Source organism: Phaeobacter sp. JH20_34, from assembly GCF_048056095.1.
Taxonomy (GTDB): Bacteria; Pseudomonadota; Alphaproteobacteria; order Rhodobacterales; family Rhodobacteraceae; genus Phaeobacter; species Phaeobacter bryozoorum.
The window spans coordinates 169,057-186,364 of record NZ_JAYMWT010000004.1 but is presented as its reverse complement, the minus strand read 5'-3'; the positions used below and the strand labels follow the sequence as shown (position 1 = coordinate 186,364).

At 62.7% G+C, this 17,308-nt stretch carries 17 protein-coding genes; 4 read left to right on the top strand and 13 right to left on the bottom strand.

Annotated elements, in window-relative coordinates; all coding sequences use genetic code 11:
• Window positions 1-64: 64 nt before the first annotated feature.
• The 4 genes from gor to VWZ81_RS02415 all read right to left on the bottom strand — a co-directional run bounded on the left by gor (window position 65) and on the right by VWZ81_RS02415 (window position 3,480).
• A complete protein-coding gene (gene gor, locus VWZ81_RS02430; protein ID WP_340546130.1) occupies window positions 65-1,420 on the bottom strand; it encodes a glutathione-disulfide reductase in 1,356 nt (451 codons plus the stop codon).
• Between the two features lie 150 nt (window positions 1,421-1,570).
• Entirely contained in the window at window positions 1,571-2,083 is a 513-nt protein-coding gene (locus VWZ81_RS02425; RefSeq protein ID WP_416541991.1) for an AAA family ATPase, read from the bottom strand.
• A gap of 39 nt (window positions 2,084-2,122) precedes the next feature.
• Window positions 2,123-2,911 (bottom strand): ribose-5-phosphate isomerase RpiA, encoded by a 789-nt coding sequence (rpiA, locus tag VWZ81_RS02420; protein WP_340546131.1) that lies wholly within the window; start codon window positions 2,909-2,911, stop codon window positions 2,123-2,125.
• A 176-nt stretch (window positions 2,912-3,087) separates the two neighbouring features.
• Window positions 3,088-3,480, bottom strand: coding sequence for a hypothetical protein (locus tag VWZ81_RS02415; RefSeq protein ID WP_416541990.1), 393 nt, complete (start codon window positions 3,478-3,480; stop codon window positions 3,088-3,090).
• Between the two features lie 200 nt (window positions 3,481-3,680).
• Between VWZ81_RS02415 and VWZ81_RS02410 the strand changes: the two genes are divergently transcribed.
• From VWZ81_RS02410 to VWZ81_RS02400, 3 genes are all read left to right on the top strand, one after another.
• Window positions 3,681-4,412 (top strand): glutathione S-transferase family protein, encoded by a 732-nt coding sequence (locus VWZ81_RS02410; protein ID WP_416541989.1) that lies wholly within the window; start codon window positions 3,681-3,683, stop codon window positions 4,410-4,412.
• A complete protein-coding gene (locus VWZ81_RS02405) occupies window positions 4,412-5,785 on the top strand; it encodes an L-serine ammonia-lyase (RefSeq protein ID WP_416535053.1) in 1,374 nt (457 codons plus the stop codon). The genes VWZ81_RS02410 and VWZ81_RS02405 overlap by 1 nt, the downstream gene beginning before the upstream one ends.
• Window positions 5,786-5,894: 109 nt before the next feature.
• On the top strand, window positions 5,895-6,857 hold the full coding sequence (locus VWZ81_RS02400) for a DMT family transporter (protein ID WP_416541988.1): 963 nt from the start codon (window positions 5,895-5,897) through the stop codon (window positions 6,855-6,857).
• Between the two features lie 10 nt (window positions 6,858-6,867).
• Here VWZ81_RS02400 and VWZ81_RS02395 read toward each other — a convergent pair whose 3' ends face one another.
• On the bottom strand, window positions 6,868-7,530 hold the full coding sequence (locus VWZ81_RS02395) for a thiamine diphosphokinase (RefSeq protein WP_416541987.1): 663 nt from the start codon (window positions 7,528-7,530) through the stop codon (window positions 6,868-6,870).
• A 139-nt stretch (window positions 7,531-7,669) separates the two neighbouring features.
• On the opposite strand from VWZ81_RS02395, the gene VWZ81_RS02390 reads away from it, so the two are divergent.
• Window positions 7,670-9,940, top strand: coding sequence for a chemotaxis protein CheA (locus VWZ81_RS02390; protein ID WP_416541986.1), 2,271 nt, complete (start codon window positions 7,670-7,672; stop codon window positions 9,938-9,940).
• Between the two features lie 107 nt (window positions 9,941-10,047).
• Here VWZ81_RS02390 and VWZ81_RS02385 read toward each other — a convergent pair whose 3' ends face one another.
• From VWZ81_RS02385 to VWZ81_RS02350, 8 genes are all read right to left on the bottom strand, one after another.
• On the bottom strand, window positions 10,048-11,028 hold the full coding sequence (locus tag VWZ81_RS02385; protein WP_416541985.1) for a phage late control D family protein: 981 nt from the start codon (window positions 11,026-11,028) through the stop codon (window positions 10,048-10,050).
• A gap of 2 nt (window positions 11,029-11,030) precedes the next feature.
• A complete protein-coding gene (locus VWZ81_RS02380) occupies window positions 11,031-11,237 on the bottom strand; it encodes a tail protein X (protein ID WP_416541984.1) in 207 nt (68 codons plus the stop codon).
• The gene (locus VWZ81_RS02375) at window positions 11,234-11,677 is read right to left on the bottom strand and encodes a phage tail protein (protein WP_416541983.1); all 444 of its coding nucleotides are present in this window, start codon (window positions 11,675-11,677) and stop codon (window positions 11,234-11,236) included. The genes VWZ81_RS02380 and VWZ81_RS02375 overlap by 4 nt, the downstream gene beginning before the upstream one ends.
• Window positions 11,670-14,681, bottom strand: a complete 3,012-nt coding sequence (locus VWZ81_RS02370; protein WP_416541982.1) for a phage tail tape measure protein — start codon at window positions 14,679-14,681, stop codon at window positions 11,670-11,672. Before VWZ81_RS02370 ends, VWZ81_RS02375 begins: the two co-directional genes overlap by 8 nt.
• Before the next feature lie 166 nt (window positions 14,682-14,847).
• Window positions 14,848-15,117 (bottom strand): phage tail assembly protein, encoded by a 270-nt coding sequence (locus tag VWZ81_RS02365; RefSeq protein ID WP_416541981.1) that lies wholly within the window; start codon window positions 15,115-15,117, stop codon window positions 14,848-14,850.
• Between the two features lie 27 nt (window positions 15,118-15,144).
• On the bottom strand, window positions 15,145-15,657 hold the full coding sequence (locus tag VWZ81_RS02360; protein ID WP_416541980.1) for a phage major tail tube protein: 513 nt from the start codon (window positions 15,655-15,657) through the stop codon (window positions 15,145-15,147).
• Between the two features lie 23 nt (window positions 15,658-15,680).
• Entirely contained in the window at window positions 15,681-16,847 is a 1,167-nt protein-coding gene (locus VWZ81_RS02355; protein ID WP_416541979.1) for a phage tail sheath subtilisin-like domain-containing protein, read from the bottom strand.
• A gap of 4 nt (window positions 16,848-16,851) precedes the next feature.
• Entirely contained in the window at window positions 16,852-17,307 is a 456-nt protein-coding gene (locus VWZ81_RS02350) for a hypothetical protein (RefSeq protein ID WP_416541978.1), read from the bottom strand.
• Window position 17,308 lies beyond the last annotated feature (1 nt).

Here is a 17,308-nt window from a genome sequence, read left to right as displayed (position 1 = left end):
GTCCAATCCCTATCTTGCCGCCCATCGCGGCTTGGTGTTCTACCTGTGTGTTCTGCCTGAAAAATCAAGCCGTCCGCACCGGTGTCTTCATCGTGACCAGCTCTTCCGACATCGTCGGATGCACCGCCACGGTGCGATCAAAGTCTTCTTTTGTTGCGCCCATTTTTACGGCGATGCCAGCCAGCTGGATCATTTCACCCGCACCGGGGGCGACAATATGACATCCCAGCACCTTGCGCGTGGCCTTGGAGACGATCAGCTTCATCAGCACCCGCTGCGCCCGCCCGGCAAAGGCCTGCTGCATCGGTTTGAAGGAGGTCGCATAGACCTCGATCTCCTCCTGCTCTGCCGCCGCTTCCTCGCTCAGCCCCACGGTGCCCATTTCCGGCTGGGTGAAGATCGCCGTCGGAATAAGGTCATGGTCCGGGCTGGTCGGATTGCCGTTGAACACCGTCTCGACAAAGGCCATGCCCTCGCGGATGGCGACCGGTGTCAGGTTCACCCGGTTGGTCACATCCCCCACCGCATAGATCGAGGGCACGCCAGTCTGGCTGTACTGGTCAACCACGATGGCGCCCGCGCGATCACGGGCAACGCCCAGATCCTCCAGGCCGAGGTTGTCGGCATTGGGGCTGCGTCCGGTGGCGAACATCACTTGATCGAACAGGTTCTCATCGCCATTGGTCGCTTTCACCCAGATCTTGTCGCCTTCTTTGCGCATCTCCAGCACATTGGTGCCCAGATGCAGATCAATACCGGACTGGCACATCTCTTCGGAGATCAGCCCGCGTGCCTCATCATCAAAGCCGCGCAGGATCTGCGCACCGCGATAATACTGCGTGGTCTTGACCCCCAGCCCGTTCATGATGCCGGCGAATTCGCAGGCGATATAGCCACCGCCGACAATCAGCATGGTTTCGGGCAGTTTCTCCAGATGGAAGATCTCATTCGAGGTGATCGCCAGCTCCGAGCCGGGGAACTCCGGCGTGATCGGCCAGCCACCGGTGGCAATCAGGATATGTTTTGCCGTCTTGCGGGTGCCATCGGCCAGTTCGACCGTATGGGCATCCGCCAGTTTGGCACGCTGATCAAAGGTCTCGACCTCGTTGTTCTTCAGGATGTTCCGATAGATCCCTTCCAGCCGGTCCAGCTCGGCGTGCAGTTTGGTCTTGAACCGATCCCAGTCAAAGCTGCCGGGCGACAGATCCCAGCCATAGGCCTGCGCGTCCTCGACCATCCCTGCGTATTCGCTGGCAAACACCATCAGCTTCTTCGGCACACAGCCCCGGATCACACAGGTGCCGCCGTAACGGTCTTCCTCGGCCAGCGCCACCTTCACGCCCTGCTGCGCAGCCACCCGCGCCGCACGCACCCCACCGGAGCCGCCGCCGATAACAAAGAGATCGTAATCAAAGCTCATATAAGTCGCCCTTCTCATATCTTGCGCGAGGTATCCCATAGCGCAGAGGTAATTGCCAGTCTCGCAGGTGGGGACACTGCGCCCTGATTGTTATGCCCAAGGGCGGTTTAGTCGCGAAACCGTGAAAAGCGCGTGAAGAGACCGGCCGGATCACTCAGCAGCGCGATGTATCACCAGATTAAACCCCTCCGGTGGAGTTGGCGGGGCAAAATAGCTACTGAAAAGGTGAAACTGCGCTTCGGTTGCTGCAAAGGGGTGTTTTCCCCCGGCGTTGCGCAGCCGCAGACGCTCCAGACAGATATCATCGGGGACATCCAGCAGATGCAGCTGATGGGCGGCGCCGGTCTGATCCAGCAGATCCCGCATCCAGGCGCGGGTGTTGATCGTATTTGCAGGGAAGTCCAGCACAACCGAGATCCCGGCCTTCAGCAGCGATGCAACATGCGGCGCCATGACAGCACGCAGCTTTGCCGCGCAGCGCATGTAATCCGCAGGTGACGCTATCTGATCGGCGAACAGACCGTCCAGCCAGTTATCCTCTGCCAGCAGGACAGTCGCGGGTTCCGCTGCCAGACGCGAGGCCAGCGTGGATTTTCCAGCCGCGATCTTTCCGCAGAGCAGGTGAAGCATGGGCGCCGAAGGTTTCGCTTGGGATTGAGTCATGGTTACCGCCGATCAGGACAAAACAAAGCTGCTTTCACCTCAATCCATCAGATCCGTAAACAGATTCTCGGTCTCGACAAAATCCAGCCGGTCGATTTCCACCGTACCCTCATTGATGTCGCGCACCTCGACCCTGCCATCGCCATAGCCGACCACCACGGTGTCACAGATATCGACGAACAGCCCGTTCTCGACCACGCCGGGGATCTGGTTCAGCACCAGCGCCATCTGCCGCACATTGCCGATCCGGTTGAGATGCAGATCCAGAATATGGTTGCCCTCATCGGTCACCAGCGCCGCATCGCCGTTCATCCGCAGCGTTGTCTTGCGGCCCATCACGTCCATCGCCACCAGTGTCTCCTCCAGCAGCGCCTGCGTGGTCTGCCAGCCAAAGGGGATCACCTCCACCGGCAAGGGAAAGGCGCCGAGCGTCTCGACTTCCTTGGCCTTGTCGGCGATCACCACCATCCGGTCCGAAGCAGTGGCGACGATCTTTTCCTGCAACAGCGCACCGCCGCCCCCCTTGATCAGGTTCAGATCCCGGTCGAACTCATCAGCGCCGTCAATGGTCAGATCCAGCCATTTCGCCTCATCCAGCGAGACCACCTCGATGCCCACTTCCAGCGCCAGCTCCGCCGTACGGCGCGAGGTCGGCACGCCCTTGATCCGCAGCCCGTCGGTCTGCACCATCTCACCCAGACAACGCACCAGCCAGGCCGCCGTCGACCCGGTCCCGAGCCCAACCCGCATCCCGTCCTCGACCATCTCCGCTGCCCGTTTGGCGGCAACGAACTTGGCCTTGTCGATAGGCGATAGTTCTCCTGTCATGGCAGCATCTCCCTGAAGCTATCTTCTGGTGGTATAAGCCTAATCCGCCCCCGGCGCGAGAGGCCAGCGCCCGCGCGCACGATTTCGCAACACGGGCATAAAATCTAGTTCCAGAATACGGGCAGAAAAACGGGCATGATACCCGGCAGGATATCTGGCCAGACGATCGTGGCAGGTCAGCGCGATGTGCTCAGGATCTCGGCAAGCGTCGCGTATTCCTGCCGGTAGTCGAAGGATCCGAACTGCCCGCCGATCCGCACCGCCAGATAGAACAGCACACTCAACAGCAGGGCCGTCGGCACCGTCACCAGCGCCAGGGGCCAGCGCTGTGTCACCGCGTCATGCAGCATCGCGACAAAGAACTTCCAGTCGCAGCGCGCCCGGTCCCAGCGATCACCGCCCACCGCATAGCCGAAATCATGGTGCCGCCAGCTGGCATCGCAGAAAAACCAGCTTGCCGTGTCGGTAATCAGCGCCCGCAGGCGATCCGGCAGCCAATAGGGGCCAACCCCATTGCCGAACCGCAGTTTCTGGGCCTCTGTCAGGTCATCAAAAGAAGGGCGCGACATCCGCTCTCACCTGTTTATCCTTGCAGCCAATTCCGCATATTGCGCCGCACAGTAGGATCACGGATATCGGGAATTCAACCGTCCGGCGCATCATTCGCGCCGCCACCTGTGCCAGCTTCTGCGCAAACTGCGTGTTTCCTATTGGAAACGTCGGAAACGGGCGTTACCCATGGCGGCGGAGATCTTAGAATGGTTCCACGATGGACAAGTATCGCCTGCATTACGCCCCCGACAATGCCTCGCTGGTGATCCGGCTGGCGCTGGAAGAGATGGGCCTCAGCTATGACACCGCGCTGGTCGACCGCCGCGCCGGTGCGCAGAATGGCGCTGCCTATCGTGCGCTCAACCCCACCGGGCTGATCCCGGTACTGGAGACCCCCGACGGTGCGATCTTTGAAACCGCCGCCATCCTGCTGTGGCTGGGCGACACACACCCCGAGACGGCGCTGGTGCCTGCCCCCGACAGCCCGCAGCGCGCCGCCTTCCTGAAGTGGCTGTTTCATGCCTCCAACACGCTTCATGCCGATCTGCGCATGTTGTTCTACCCTGAAAAATACATCGGTGCGGCGCCGGACGACCAGCGCCGGCTTCAGGCCATGCTAAAGGTCCGCATCGCGACGCATCTGCGCAATCTGGACGCCGCCTGCGCAACCGCGCCGACCTTGTTCATCGGTCCCTCCGCCAGCGATGATCGCGCCGGTCCCAGCGCACTTGCGCTCTATCTGGCCTGCATGATGCGCTGGATGGCGCTCTATCCGCGCAACAGCGACCGCAGCTGGTTCCGGCTGAGCGACACCCCGGACCTCGCCCGGCTGCTCTCCCGGCTTGAGACCCGCGCCAGCACAGTTTCTGCCGCCAGGGCCGAAGGCCTTGGCCCGACCCCGTTTACACAGCCACATCTCGCGCAGCCGCCAGAAGGATCAGCGACCTAATGTTTCTCTCCGTCTTCGACATGTTCAAAGTGGGCATTGGCCCGTCCTCCTCTCACACGATGGGGCCGATGGTGGCCGCCGCGAAGTTTCTGGACCTGATGCGCGCCTCGCCCTTCGACTTTCACGGGCTGCGCGCCTCGCTGCATGGCTCGCTTGCCTTCACCGGTGTCGGCCATGCCACCGACCGCGCCACCATCCTCGGGCTTGGCGGCTTTGTCGCTCATGACTATGACGACGCCAAGGCCGAGGCCTTTCTGGCGGAGCTGGACAAGACCCATAAAATGCACCCCGAGGGTCTGGGCGCGCTGCATTTCGACCCCAAGGCCGACATGATCTTCGATTATGATCACGCCCTGCCGGGCCACGCCAACGGCATGATCCTGATGGCCACCGATGCCCAGGGCGACGTGATCCTGAAACAGGTCTACTACTCCATTGGCGGCGGCTTTGTCCTCACCGAGGAAGAGCTGGCCGCAGGCAAGGCCACCGACGAAGGCGATCCGGTCCCCTACCCGTTCAAATCCGCAGCCGAAATGCTGGAGATGGCCAAGGCCAGCGGCAAATCCATCGCCCAGATGAAACGCGCCAACGAAATCGCGCGCGGCTGCGAAGAGAGCCTTACCAAAGGCACCGCCCGCATCTGGCAGGTGATGAACGACTGTATCAACCGCGGACTGGAGCGCGACGGCATCCTGCCCGGCGGCCTCAAGGTGCGCCGCCGCGCCAAGGGCATTCACGATGCGCTGCTGGCTGAACGCGGCATGAACATCAACGCGCCGCACACCATCAATGACTGGATGAGCGTCTATGCGATGGCGGTGAACGAGGAAAACGCCGCCGGCGGTCAGGTCGTGACCGCCCCCACCAATGGCGCCGCAGGCACCCTGCCGGCGGTGATCCGCTACTATCTCGACCATGTACCGGGCGCGTCCGAATCCCATGTTGAGGATTTCCTGCTGACCGCCGCCGCCATTGCCGGGCTGGTCAAATACAACGCGTCCATTTCCGGCGCCGAGGCCGGCTGCCAGGCAGAGGTCGGCTCTGCCGCCGCGATGTCCGCCGCAGGTCTCTGTGCGGTGATGGGCGGCACGCCTGAACAGGTGGAAAACGCCGCCGAGATCGCGCTGGAGCATCACCTCGGGATGACCTGCGATCCGGTCAAAGGCCTGGTCCAGGTCCCCTGCATCGAGCGCAACGGTCTGGCGGCGATCAAGGCGGTCTCCGCCGCGTCGCTGGCCCTGCGCGGCGACGGCCAGCACTTCGTGCCGCTGGACGCCTGTATTGAGACCATGCGCCAGACCGGCGCCGACATGCACGACAAATACAAGGAAACCTCCCTCGGCGGCCTCGCCGTGAACGTGCCGAACTGCTGAACCATAATCCCACAGGATCGGGCCCATTGCGGCCCGATCCACGCAGGGGTTTCGCAGCCGGGTTCAACCCCTACTTGCATCCCCCCGCCACCACGCCTAGCGTGGCGTTATGACTCATGACCGCCCCTCACTAGGCATCCTGCTCATGCTCGGCTTCTGTATCGTCGCCCCCTTGGGTGACGCGGTGGCCAAACTGCTGGGCGCTCATATCCCCTTGGGGCAGCTGCTGTTTGTCCGCTTTGCCGCGCAGGTCCTGCTGCTGGTGCCGCTGATCTGGGCCACCGGGCGCCTGTGGCGGATGCGGGGCCGCGTGCTCTGGCTTACCTTCCTGCGCACGCTGCTGCATATCGCGGGCATCGGCGCGATGTTCACCGGCCTCAAATACCTGCCGCTTGCGGATGCGGTGGCCATCGCCTTTGTGATGCCCTTCATCATGCTGCTGCTGGGCAAATACGTACTTGGCGAAGAGGTCGGCATGATGCGCCTCTTGGCCTGCATCGTCGGTTTTGGCGGCACGCTTCTGGTCATTCAGCCCAGCTTTGCCGCCGTTGGCCTGCATGCGCTCTGGCCCCTGATGGTTGCCGTGGTCTTTGCCCTGTTCATGCTGGTCACCCGCCAGATCGCCAAGGACACCGATCCGGTTGGCCTTCAGGCGGTCTCCGGCACCATGGCCTGTGTCATGCTGCTGCCGGTGCTGCTGCTGGGACAGATCACGGACATCCCCGCCCTGTCGCTGGTGACGCCAAGCGCCGAACAATGGGGGCTGCTGGCCGCCATCGGCAGCCTCGGCACCGCCGCCCATCTGCTGATGACCTGGAGCCTGCGTTACGCGCCTGCCGCGACTCTCGCCTCGATGCAATATCTGGAGATTCCGGTGGCCGCACTGTTTGGCTGGTGGATCTTTGCCGACCTGCCCAATGGCATTGCCGCCCTAGGGATTGTGATCACCGTTGCGGCCGGTCTCTTCGTGATCCTGCGCGAGCGTCAGATCCAATCCCGCAAGAGTGCTGCCGAGCGGGCTGCGCTGCTCACCCGCGACCCGCCCATCGCGCCGGAACAGCCGGCCGTCTGACCCGCCAGCCTCAGCCAGCAGCCAGCGCACCCACCACCACGCCCAGCCGCGCCCGTGGCAGGATCACCAGCAGCCCAGGCCCATCGGCCCGGATCCGAACCGGCCCCGTCGCCCGGTTGGAGGTCCCGACCCGCGCCATCGGATCCAGCTGCAAGCCCTCGATGGGCCATTCCAGCCCCTCCGACCAGCCGCTCACCCGCTGCATCGGAAACAGCGAGACCACCTCCCCCGCCACCAGCGGCAGGGCGATCTCGCCGCGCAGATGAAACACCACCTCCTGCGGCCCCAGCAGCACGCAGGGGCTGGGATGTGGCTGCATCAGTGTATTGAACCCGGCCAGCTGATGGTCAATCCGCCCGCCCAGAAACCCGACCCCCAGCACCACCGGCGCAGAGATCGCGCGCAGCGCCTTGTCGAAATCCGTCGTGGTCTGCTCGGCCACATGGTGCAGCGTGCCGGGGGCGAGCTGCGCCTGCACATCCGCCGACAGCGAATCCAGATCGCCAATGACGGCGACCGGCCGATGCCCCGCCGCCAGCACATGGCCTGCGCCGCCATCCGCCGCCACCAGCACCGGTGCCAGCGCCAGCGCCGCCTCCAGATCCCCGGGATCCACCGCGCCCGCCCCGACCAGGGTTACCGGCTCAAACCGTTCAACAATCAGCTCTTTCATGCTGGGATTACTCGCAGAAAAGGAAACAGACCACAATGTGGACACAAAATGATACGATCAATTGCACGGATTCGGGCGCAATTTGACCCCCTGGGCGGTCAACGTAGACGGCACTGACTTTGGCGAGGACACCTATCCGATGGTACAGAACAATAAGGTTTTGACAGTCTCCTACGGGACTTTTTCCTGCACATTGGAGGGGTTCGACGATTCTTTCGGCACGATGAAGGCCATTGCGGAGTATTTCCGCGATCTGGCCTCCGATGACCGCTACTTCGGGGCCGAACCGCCGCAGCCGGACGCCGAAATGCTGGCGCGCATCGCCCAGCGTGAGGTCGCCCGCCAGGTCGAGGCGCGCACCAGCGCCGAGGGCATCCACCTGCGCGCCGCCACCCTGCCGCCGCCGCCGCAACAGACCGCACCGCCGCAGAGCGCAACACCGCCCCGCCCCGCTGCCCAGCAGCCCAGCGCAGAAACCTCGCAGCATCGCGCCACCGGCGCCCTCGCCGCCCCTGCTGCCCCGGCCCCTGTCAGCGCTGCCGAACCGACAGACCCCACCGCCCGCACCGCCCCGGCCAGCGCGCCCAAAGTCCGCGCGCCGCTGTCGGAGCCCTCGGCGACGCCTGTGGCTGAGGTGAAGTTGCAGCCGGTCCAGCAGACCGTACCCACCTCTGCCGCCGCCAAAATCGCCGCAGCCCCGGCAGCCGCTGCCGCCTCGGCCCTCGCGGCCCAGGATGCCCCAGACGATAGCGGTACGGCCGCCACGGCCGGTGCCGAGACCAACGCCGAAAGCATCGCCGCCAAGCTGCGCCGCATCCGCGCTGTTGTGGCCAAGACCCCGGTTGATGAGTTCACCGAAGACCAGCACGCCGAACAGGCCCGCGAAGAGGCGGTCAAGGAAATCACCAACGCGCTCTCCGCCGATCACGATGCCGTCGACGCTCCGCGCGCCGCAGATGGCCAGATCGCAGCGCAGGACCCCGACGAAAACGACGAGGATGACGCCGCCATCGCCGCTGCGCTGAACCGGCTCGACCTCGGCAACACCCCGTCAGTTCCTGCCACACCCAGCGTGCCCAACGTCCCCGAAGGCGCCGAAGAATTCTTCGCCGACAGCAGCAGCGCCACGGATGACACCGAGGCCGACAGCCTTGAGGACGATCTCGACGAGAGGGTCGCGCCCCTGTCGGAAACTGCCCAGCCACAGCCTGCGAAGGCAGAGGTCCAGCAGGCAGAGGTCCAGCAGGCCGAGCGCGCCCCGGAAGAAACCTCAAAGAGCGAGACCGCCGCCGAGACCCCAGCCGCGCCCGAAACCGCCGCGCCCCGCAAACGTGGCCGCGTGCTGCGGATCAAGCGCCGCGATATCGAAGGCGCCATGGCCGATGGCACGCTGGAAAAACTCGACGACACCGCCGCCGCGACTGTGCCCGATACCCCTCCGGCGACACCCGCCGCCCCGGCGCCCGAGGCCGCCGAAACATCCGAGGCCCGACCAGAGACCCACAGCAGCCTCTCACCCGATGACGAGGCCGAACTGCTGGCCGAACTCGCCGCCGTCGAGGCCGATCTGCTGGGCAGCGATGATGATGAGGCCTTCTTTGACGACGAGGATGACGAGGACGAGGACAGCGCCGCACCGGCCGCAGCTGTGCGCGCCTCGCCCCGCACTGACGCACCGCTCAACAGCGCCGCAGAGGCCGCCGCCGCCGTGGCGCCCGGCTCCCGACGCGGCGCCACCAGCACCGCCGACAGCGATATCGCCCGTCTGATGGCCGCCGCTGACGAACGCCTGGAAGATCCCGAAAACACCACCTCGCGCGAAACCTACAGCCAGCTGCGCGCGGTCATGGCTGCGGCCTCGACCGAGCGCTCTGCCGGTGGCGCGCTGGAGGCCGAGGACGACGCCCAGGTCTACCGTGACGATCTGGCCAGCGTGGTGCGCCCGCGCCGCCCCGAATCCCGCGAGACCGCCGACCAGCGGCCCGCCAAACCGGCGAGCCGCCCCGCACCGCTGCAACTGGTCCAGGAACAGCGCATCGACGACAGCGCCGCCGCCCCCGTGCGCCCGCGCCGGGTCTCCGCCGCCGTGCTGGCCGAAGAGGCCCCGCGCAACAGCGGCAGCGACGGCGGCTTTGCGGCCTATGCTGCGAAATCCGGCGCCGTGGAACTGGCCGAACTTCTCGAAGCCGCCGCCGCCTACATGAGCTTTGTCGAAGGCCGCGATCACTTCTCGCGTCCGCAGCTGATGAACAAGGTCCGCGATGTCGATGGCACCGACTTCAACCGCGAGGACGGGCTGCGCAGCTTTGGCCAGCTCCTGCGCGAGGGCAAGATCGAACGCGCCGACAATGGCCGCTTCACCGCCTCCGGCCAGATCGGCTTCCAGCCTGGCAACCGCGCCGCAGGCTGATCCCCGACCCAGATGACACTAAAAAAGGCGGCCCCCAAAGGCCGCTGGACCGGCCCGAAAATTTTTTGACTGGGGCGCATTTAAAATTTGAACGCGCCCCGGTTAATTCACCCCTCACTCTTTGGCAGTTCACCCCGGATCTGGGTGGTGTAACCACCACCGCCCAGCCGGTGGGTCACTCCGGTGATCGACCATAGCGGCGGGATGCTGGGGCGCAGTCCAATGACCAGGGCCTGACCCTCGGCCCGCAGGATCGGATTGCCAACCAGGGTCAGGCTGATGGCATGACCTGCACGGGCCTGCTCATCAAGCTTGGATTTGGCCGCCCGCTGGGCGGCCTCTTCCGTTCTGTAGGGGTGCGTGATCTCGTAGGCTGGGGAACCCTCGCCTGCCGTCACTGTTTTTTTCTCCCCCACCTTCTTATCGTGCCAGATGGCTTTCACACTCTTGTATGCGGTGGCCTTGTCCTTGCTGACGCGGGAACCGGGCATCAACTGGGATTTGAACACCCATGTTTGCGGCAGCACTGCACCACTGGCGGATTTGCCCTCTCCCTTGCCGATGAACAGCAAGCCGCCGTCTTTGACCGACACGATGGCGTCATGTTCCTTGCCGATCCGGGCAAGAAAGTTGATGTCGCTTTCCGATCTCTGGGCCAGGTATTCGTGCTTGATGCCTTTGAGGCGCTCGGCAACCTTGGGTTCCAGCTTATGCTCGGCGGCGATCTCGGCCACGATCTCACCGTTAGTTTTGCCGTCCCAATTCCGGGTTTTCTGATCTTTGAGCGTGCTGCCGAAATGCGCGGCCTTGCCGTGGATGATCATGCGATCCGGGGCGATCTCATACTCTACCTTGTCCAGGACAAAGACGCCCATCGGCATCGGGAACAATTCCTCATAGCCCAGGGCCACCAGGATAAGAGTGCCGTCAGGCGGTTCCACAATGCTGTTATCGCGGTCATCCAGCTCAATGCGCACGGTGTCGGACTTTGACCCGGCCTCATCGTTGACCGTAATGCTCAGCACCCGCTTCTTGATCCTGCCGGTGATGTCGATCCCATCCATGAAGATTTCAAACGCAGGCGTCATGCTCAATCCACCAGCCGGATCATCTGTGGCTTGGGATCAACCCGGGCATCTTCCGGCAGCTCTATTGTGATCCCCCTGGGAAAAACCGGCCCAAGGGCGGCCAGGCCCATGTTGGCGGCCAGCACCTTTTGCAGGTCAAAACCGTTCGCGCCATAGTGCGCCGCGCAGATGGCGTCCAGCACATCGCCCTTTTCAGTCAGGTATTTCATAGCAGCCTCGAAGCGATAGACAGGCCCAGGGACAGGAGATCCACGCCGCGCCCGTCATCGCCGCCGTATTCCTGCAAGGTAACCCCGAATTCGATCTTGAGCGGTGCGCCATTGAAGTATTCGGAGCCGGTTTCAGATACGCTCGCGATCTCCCAGCGACCCCAGCTTTGACCGAACCCGTCGATCAGCTCGTGCGCATCGCCGCTGTCTGCCATGGCGCGCAGCCGGTCCATCTGGCCCCAGCCGCCGTTCCAGTGCGGCAGGACGGTGCCATTCATCTTAATGGTGCCCACATTTGTGCCGAGGTGCTGGGTTGCGGATTTGCCCCCAACCCGCTTCAAGACAGCCTTGTTCTGATCGTGGCGGCGCTCCAGGCTCTGGAACTGGGCGGTGCTGATCTTGAACTCAAACCCTCCGAGGATCATTACAACGTCAATCATCGAACAGGCTCTCCAGGCTTTGGCGGGCTTCGCGGGTGTGTTCTTCCAGGAGCTGACGCAGGCGCGTTTCCATATCCGGCGACACGTCACCCGTGATCGGGATCGTATAGCTGGGGTTCATGGTGACGGTGACCTGCTTACCAAGCCCGCCCAGTTGCGAGGAAATGCGCTGGAAATCCAGATCGCCTGCCTGCGGCCCGGCGGCTGCGGCGGTGGCGAACGCACCGGCCCCGATAGCGCCAATGCCGCCTTTGGCGATGCCATCCAGGTTGAACCCTTGGGCAAAGCCGCCGAGGTTGAGGCCACCCATCAGGCTGCGCGCGCGGCTGGCCATGTCCAGCATGCCCCGTAGTGCACGGTTATGGGCAATGAAACCGCCCTTGTCGGCATAGCGCAGCTCTGGGCCTTCCTCGCCGGTCAGCAGCCAGCCGGGGCTAAAGCTGCCGCCGCGTGCCCGCGCCTGAATATTAGTGGCCTGCATCTGTGGACCCGCACCGCTGGCGGCAGCCAATTGCAGATGCGCGGACTTGGGCAGGGCATTGCGGATGGCTACGGTGACTTCCTCGGTTGTTCTGGTGACCTGCGCGATCTGCGAGCGGATGCCCTCGGCCAAGGATTGCATCAGGCGCTGCCCCTCGCTTACCAGGCTGGTGGCCTGCAAGTCGGCAATGATCTGGGCCATGGATGCCGCAACGGCGGTTTGCGTTTCCTGGGCGGCGGCGGTCAGGGCTGGATATTGTTGGGTCAGTTCCTCGGCTGCGCGGGCCGCCTCCACCAGTGTCTCAGGGTTCTTGATCTCGGGCAGCTCTGCCGGGGCCTCATCCAGCTCTTGCAGCAGTGCCAGCATATCCTCGGCGCGGTTCACCTCAAAACTGTTGAACATCGCGCCGTTTTCGCTGGCCACCTTGGCCTCCAGCCGGGTGCGCACCTCCTCGATGCCGATCAGGCCTCGCCGGTACTGGCCGATCAGGTCCAATCCTTCCTGCCATTCGCGGCCCACCATATTGGATGCCCGGTTCTCCAGGCGCACATCAATGGTTTCGCCCGCATCGGTGAACATGCCCTTGAGATCCGGCAGTTCAGGGATAATGGCGCTCCAGTCCCAATCCGGCAGCACGTCGGCCCAGGAGAAATCAAACCAATCGCTGATGTCCAGTGCATCCCGGATTTCCGCCCATTTGGTGGTGAATGTGGTTTTGACGCCCTCCCAGAGGTTACCGAACCAGGCGGAAACATCCTCCCAATGGGTATAGATCAGCCCTGCCGGGTGATATTTGAAGAACCCGGTTTTGATGGCATCCCAGCCCGTCGCAACGCCTGATTTGACCTTGCCCCAAAGGCCGCTGAACCAGGTGGTGATGCTGTCCCAATGGGAAATGATCAGCCCGTGCGGGGTGTAGTTGAAGAATATCGACTTGATGTTTTCCCAGCCATTGGCCGTGAAGGCCTTCACCCCAGCCCATAGGCGCTGAAAGAACGCTTTGATCGGCTCCCAATTGCGGTAAATCAGGTAAGCACCACCCGCTATGGCAGCCACGGCCAGGCCGATGGGATTGGCCAGCAGCGCACGCCCCAGGCCCATGGCGGCGATTTTCAGGAAGCCGAAAGCGCCTGTCAGCACCTTGATGCCCCTGGCCAGCAGGCCGGTTTTCGTGCCGGTCCCCTTCAATGCCACCCCCATAAGCACACTGCCATGCCGCAAGGCGGCAAAGGTGGTCACCAGGGATGACGCGGTGAACAGAACCGGGGCGGCGACGGACGCCAGGCCGAACAGGCCCACAACAATTGACCCGAAACCGGCAACCAGCGCAGGATTGCGCTGAATGAAGCTGCTGACAATCTGGGCAATATTGGCCATAGGTGCAGCAAGTGCATCCATTGCGGGAAATAGGCCTTCCCCTACTTCTTCTTTGATCGACTTGACCTGCTGGAGGAAAAGCTCCCATTTGGAACCGTCGTAGTCATCGACATTGGACGCCATATCCTCGGTGAACTCCGCGCCTTTTTCTGCGGCTTCATCCAGCGCAGCGATGTTGGCACGCACGGCCTCCTCACTGCCGTAGAGTGCTTCAATCAGCTTCATAGCTTCTTCCGTGCCGAAAGCCTTGGCGATCTCAGCTTTCTCGAAGCCGTTGAGGGTTTCACCGTAGCGGGCTTTGATGTCCGCCAGGATGTCAGGCATTGCACGCAGCATGCCGTTCTCATCCAGCACCCGGACACGCACAGGATGCTTGGAGGTCACTTTCATTTCGCTGAAAGCTTCGTGCGCTTTGGCGGAGTTGGCTGCAAACGCTTTGAGCGCTGTACCAGCTTCACCGGCCTGCATTTGCTGCTGCATCATGCCCAGGAGTGCCATTTGCTCGGTCATCTTCACGCCGAGGCCGGTGGCACCGGCACCGGCGCTCTCAATGGCCTGCTGCATCTTCGCGCCATCCGTCTTGAACTGCTGCACGGATTTGGCCAGCGCCGCGCCGAACATGTCGCCCCAATCGGCGTCCGACATCTCGGCAAATTGCTTTTTGAAGATGCCGTATGAGGTCGCAAAGAGCGATGTCATGCTTTCCGGCACGCCTTTGGTGGCTTTTGCCACGGTCAGCGCCGAGGCGGTCATGGCAGCCACGCCCTCATCGGTGAGGGAGCTGACGCCGGAGCGGATGTCATAGGCCGCGCGCACAAAGGCCTCTGTGGTGAGGCCCACATAGGTGTTTTGCAGCCGCCGCCCTTCACGGACCACGGCCTGAATATCCTTCATGCCCAGTGCGCGCAGGTCACCGGATGCGCGCTGGATTTCCTTGGTGCTTTCGGTGAAATCGCTGATGATCTTGCTGGTGGCGATCTTGATACCAGTGGCCACGACCCCCGCACCGCCCAGCTTGAGCGAAAGCGACATGCTCTTGCGCATGCGGTCGGTAGAGTCCTTGATCTTGCCCTCCGCATCTTTCAGCGGCTTGGCGAGATCTGCCGCCATCTTCACAAATACGGATACGTCAAGGCCTCGGGTCATATGCGGCTCACTGGTTTATTTTATTGAGATTTCAGAAGCTCTTGGGCAAGCTCCACATCTTCCAGGAAGTCGATGGCGTCCATTGCGTCCATTTCACTGGGCTGCCAATGGTACACCCTCGACATGAGCAGGCGCGCGGCACGAATGCCGCGCCCATAAGGGTCGCCTACTCGGGCGACAACTTTCCCAGAACTTCTTGCGTCCATGCCTGCATGGGTGCGTAGTCCTCGGGGTCCAGCTCGTCGATCAGCCCAATTGGCTTGCCAGCCAGATCCGCTACGGTCTGGGATGAGGCTGCCAACGACTCTCCTTTGGCCGCCGCCAGCTTTTTCACATCCGCCATTTTGGGGCGGCGCAGGGTGATTTCGCCGATGTCCTCACCCTTGTAAGAGATCGGATATTGCAGGTCGAAAGTCTGTTCGCGTTCAATGCTCATGTGCCTGTTTCCTTCTTGGTATCGGGCTTAGCTGCGGCCCATAGCGGCGTTGAGATCAGCCAGGAGATCGGTGCCCCCGACGATGAGTTTGGCGGGCGGCCCCCGGTGCACCTCGAACTCCTGCACCCCGTCGCGCAGGATCTCGCAGTACACGATGTCGCCCTTGGCCTTGGTTTTGCTGGGATCTCCCGGCTTGAAGCCGCCGAAGTCCGGTCCGCCAAAGCTCACCTCGTATTTGTGCACCCAGGAATGCAGGGTACCGTCATCATCCGAGGTGGCGCATTTGGCGGTAAACAGCCGGGTTTCGCCGGGCCGCACGTCCACATAGCGCAGGAATTCCGGCGTCTTGTTCAGCATCTCGAATTCGATCTCCGGCTCCTCGAACCGGAAATTCTTGACGCGCGCGGACCAGAGCATGTTGGAGCCGAGCAGCTCATGCACCTTGGGCATGAACTTGGGCGGCGTCAGGGTTTCGCAGACGCCGATAAAGCTGTCATCCTCAGAGTAGAGGTCAACATCAATGAAGATTTCAGGGATCATGTGTGTGTCTCCTCAGATCGGGGTTAGACCGGCAGGATGTTGGCCAGGTAACCGTTGTTGATGTGGGCGGTGAAGGTGATGCGCTCGGCCTCGCCGTACTCGACAAAGTCGTAGTCGAAGTAAGCCGCACCGCTCTCCATGCTCTCAGGCGTGTTGAGCTTTTCGTTGACCCAGCAGCGCCCGCCCGCGATGTGCTCCAGCGCGACCTCATGGCGGATCCACTTGTTCATGCTGTCCACGACGCTCTCGAAGTAGCGGCGGGTCATGTTCCTATCGACCGCCCATTGCATCTGATCGAGAATGGTGCGGGCAAAGACATTCATCACGCGGGCGCGCTTGAAGAACACAAACTTAGGATCGGTGCCCAAGCCCCGCCCGCCCAACAGCTTATAGCCGCCCTTGGGATGGCGCACGACGGTGGCAGCGTGGTTCTGGTTCAGCAGCTCGGCCCGGCTGGTGCCGTCACCGCCCCTGTAGTCGATGTCCTTGGCCAGCCCGTTGATGCCATACATCTTGCGGCTGGACACACTTTGCCACCAGGGGGTGGCGGCGATGATGCCGGCCACCCGCGCGGAACAGGGTTCAATCACCTCCTGATCGGCATCGGTATCCCAGACGGACACATGTGGGTCGATCAGCATGCCATGCGGCTCATCAAAGTTGCCGCGATAGGTGATGGCGTCCTGGATCTTCCCGTTCGGCCCGTCCAGGGCAAAGACAGCAGCCAGTTTCTTGGAAACGGATGCCATTTCAGTTGCCACTGCCTGATGCTGAGACACACCGGGCGCGATGAAGATAGACGGATCAATGCCAAAGCGCTGTTTGACATCAAACGCCGCCTGCAAGCCATGGCGCTTTTCGGTGTCCACATCGACGCCGCCGATGGTGTTGGAAATCGTTTCTGCCTCGTCCGCCCCCTCGGGCAGGCGGTGCAGGAACACACGCGCATCCACCTGGTCAAAGATCCCGTCAATGAACTTGGGCGCATCATCGCCATTGCCCAGACCGGCGATCAGGGCAGTGTCATTGCTGCTCGAAATCAGAGTAGTTTCGCCAACCGGAAATTTGGCGGCATCCGCGTTGGGTGCCTCGCAGGCGATGAAAATGCTCTCATCGGATTGGGTGACGATCGGGCGGGTGCCGGTATCGTCAAAGACGTGCTTTAGCCCGTGAAAATAGCCTTCAGGCATTGGATTATCCTTTCTGCGCAGCAAGTACGTTTGCGGTCTCGGTGGAGCGGCCCAGGACTTCATCCAGGACAGCGGGCAGGCCTTTGACGCTGGCAGTGAGTTTCGCCTCACCACTGTTCAGGCGGGCCAGGGCGGTTTGCGCCAGGGCAACGATGTCATCATCCCCGGCCAGCCCCTGAAGGATCTCCAGACGGCGCGCGGCGGTGGCGTCACCGGGGTTTTCGGAGCTGGCGGCCACATCAGCCAGCAGAAACGCCAGGCCGACGCCTGCCACATCCGACAAGGTGCCCAGAAGCGATAGCGCGTCTCCGGCCTTCGCTTCGATTTGCTTACGGATCGACGCCTTGGCCGCCCGTTGGATACCCCTTTCAATAGCTTCAGGGGTGGCGGTCACATCTGTGCCCGCCGGGTAGGTCTTGCCGCCAATGATGGCAGCGGCTTGGAGCGTGGTGGTTTGCATG

Coding starts and splice junctions, on each gene's coding strand:
- gor (WP_340546130.1), bottom strand. CDS start 1,420: ATGAGCTTTGATTACGATCTCTTTGTTATCGGCGGCGGCTCCGGTGGG.
- VWZ81_RS02425 (WP_416541991.1), bottom strand. CDS start 2,083: ATGACTCAATCCCAAGCGAAACCTTCGGCGCCCATGCTTCACCTGCTC.
- rpiA (WP_340546131.1), bottom strand. CDS start 2,911: ATGACAGGAGAACTATCGCCTATCGACAAGGCCAAGTTCGTTGCCGCC.
- VWZ81_RS02415 (WP_416541990.1), bottom strand. CDS start 3,480: ATGTCGCGCCCTTCTTTTGATGACCTGACAGAGGCCCAGAAACTGCGG.
- VWZ81_RS02410 (WP_416541989.1), top strand. CDS start 3,681: ATGGACAAGTATCGCCTGCATTACGCCCCCGACAATGCCTCGCTGGTG.
- VWZ81_RS02405 (WP_416535053.1), top strand. CDS start 4,412: ATGTTTCTCTCCGTCTTCGACATGTTCAAAGTGGGCATTGGCCCGTCC.
- VWZ81_RS02400 (WP_416541988.1), top strand. CDS start 5,895: ATGACTCATGACCGCCCCTCACTAGGCATCCTGCTCATGCTCGGCTTC.
- VWZ81_RS02395 (WP_416541987.1), bottom strand. CDS start 7,530: ATGAAAGAGCTGATTGTTGAACGGTTTGAGCCGGTAACCCTGGTCGGG.
- VWZ81_RS02390 (WP_416541986.1), top strand. CDS start 7,670: ATGGTACAGAACAATAAGGTTTTGACAGTCTCCTACGGGACTTTTTCC.
- VWZ81_RS02385 (WP_416541985.1), bottom strand. CDS start 11,028: ATGACGCCTGCGTTTGAAATCTTCATGGATGGGATCGACATCACCGGC.
- VWZ81_RS02380 (WP_416541984.1), bottom strand. CDS start 11,237: ATGAAATACCTGACTGAAAAGGGCGATGTGCTGGACGCCATCTGCGCG.
- VWZ81_RS02375 (WP_416541983.1), bottom strand. CDS start 11,677: ATGATTGACGTTGTAATGATCCTCGGAGGGTTTGAGTTCAAGATCAGC.
- VWZ81_RS02370 (WP_416541982.1), bottom strand. CDS start 14,681: ATGACCCGAGGCCTTGACGTATCCGTATTTGTGAAGATGGCGGCAGAT.
- VWZ81_RS02365 (WP_416541981.1), bottom strand. CDS start 15,117: ATGAGCATTGAACGCGAACAGACTTTCGACCTGCAATATCCGATCTCT.
- VWZ81_RS02360 (WP_416541980.1), bottom strand. CDS start 15,657: ATGATCCCTGAAATCTTCATTGATGTTGACCTCTACTCTGAGGATGAC.
- VWZ81_RS02355 (WP_416541979.1), bottom strand. CDS start 16,847: ATGCCTGAAGGCTATTTTCACGGGCTAAAGCACGTCTTTGACGATACC.
- VWZ81_RS02350 (WP_416541978.1), bottom strand. CDS start 17,307: ATGCAAACCACCACGCTCCAAGCCGCTGCCATCATTGGCGGCAAGACC.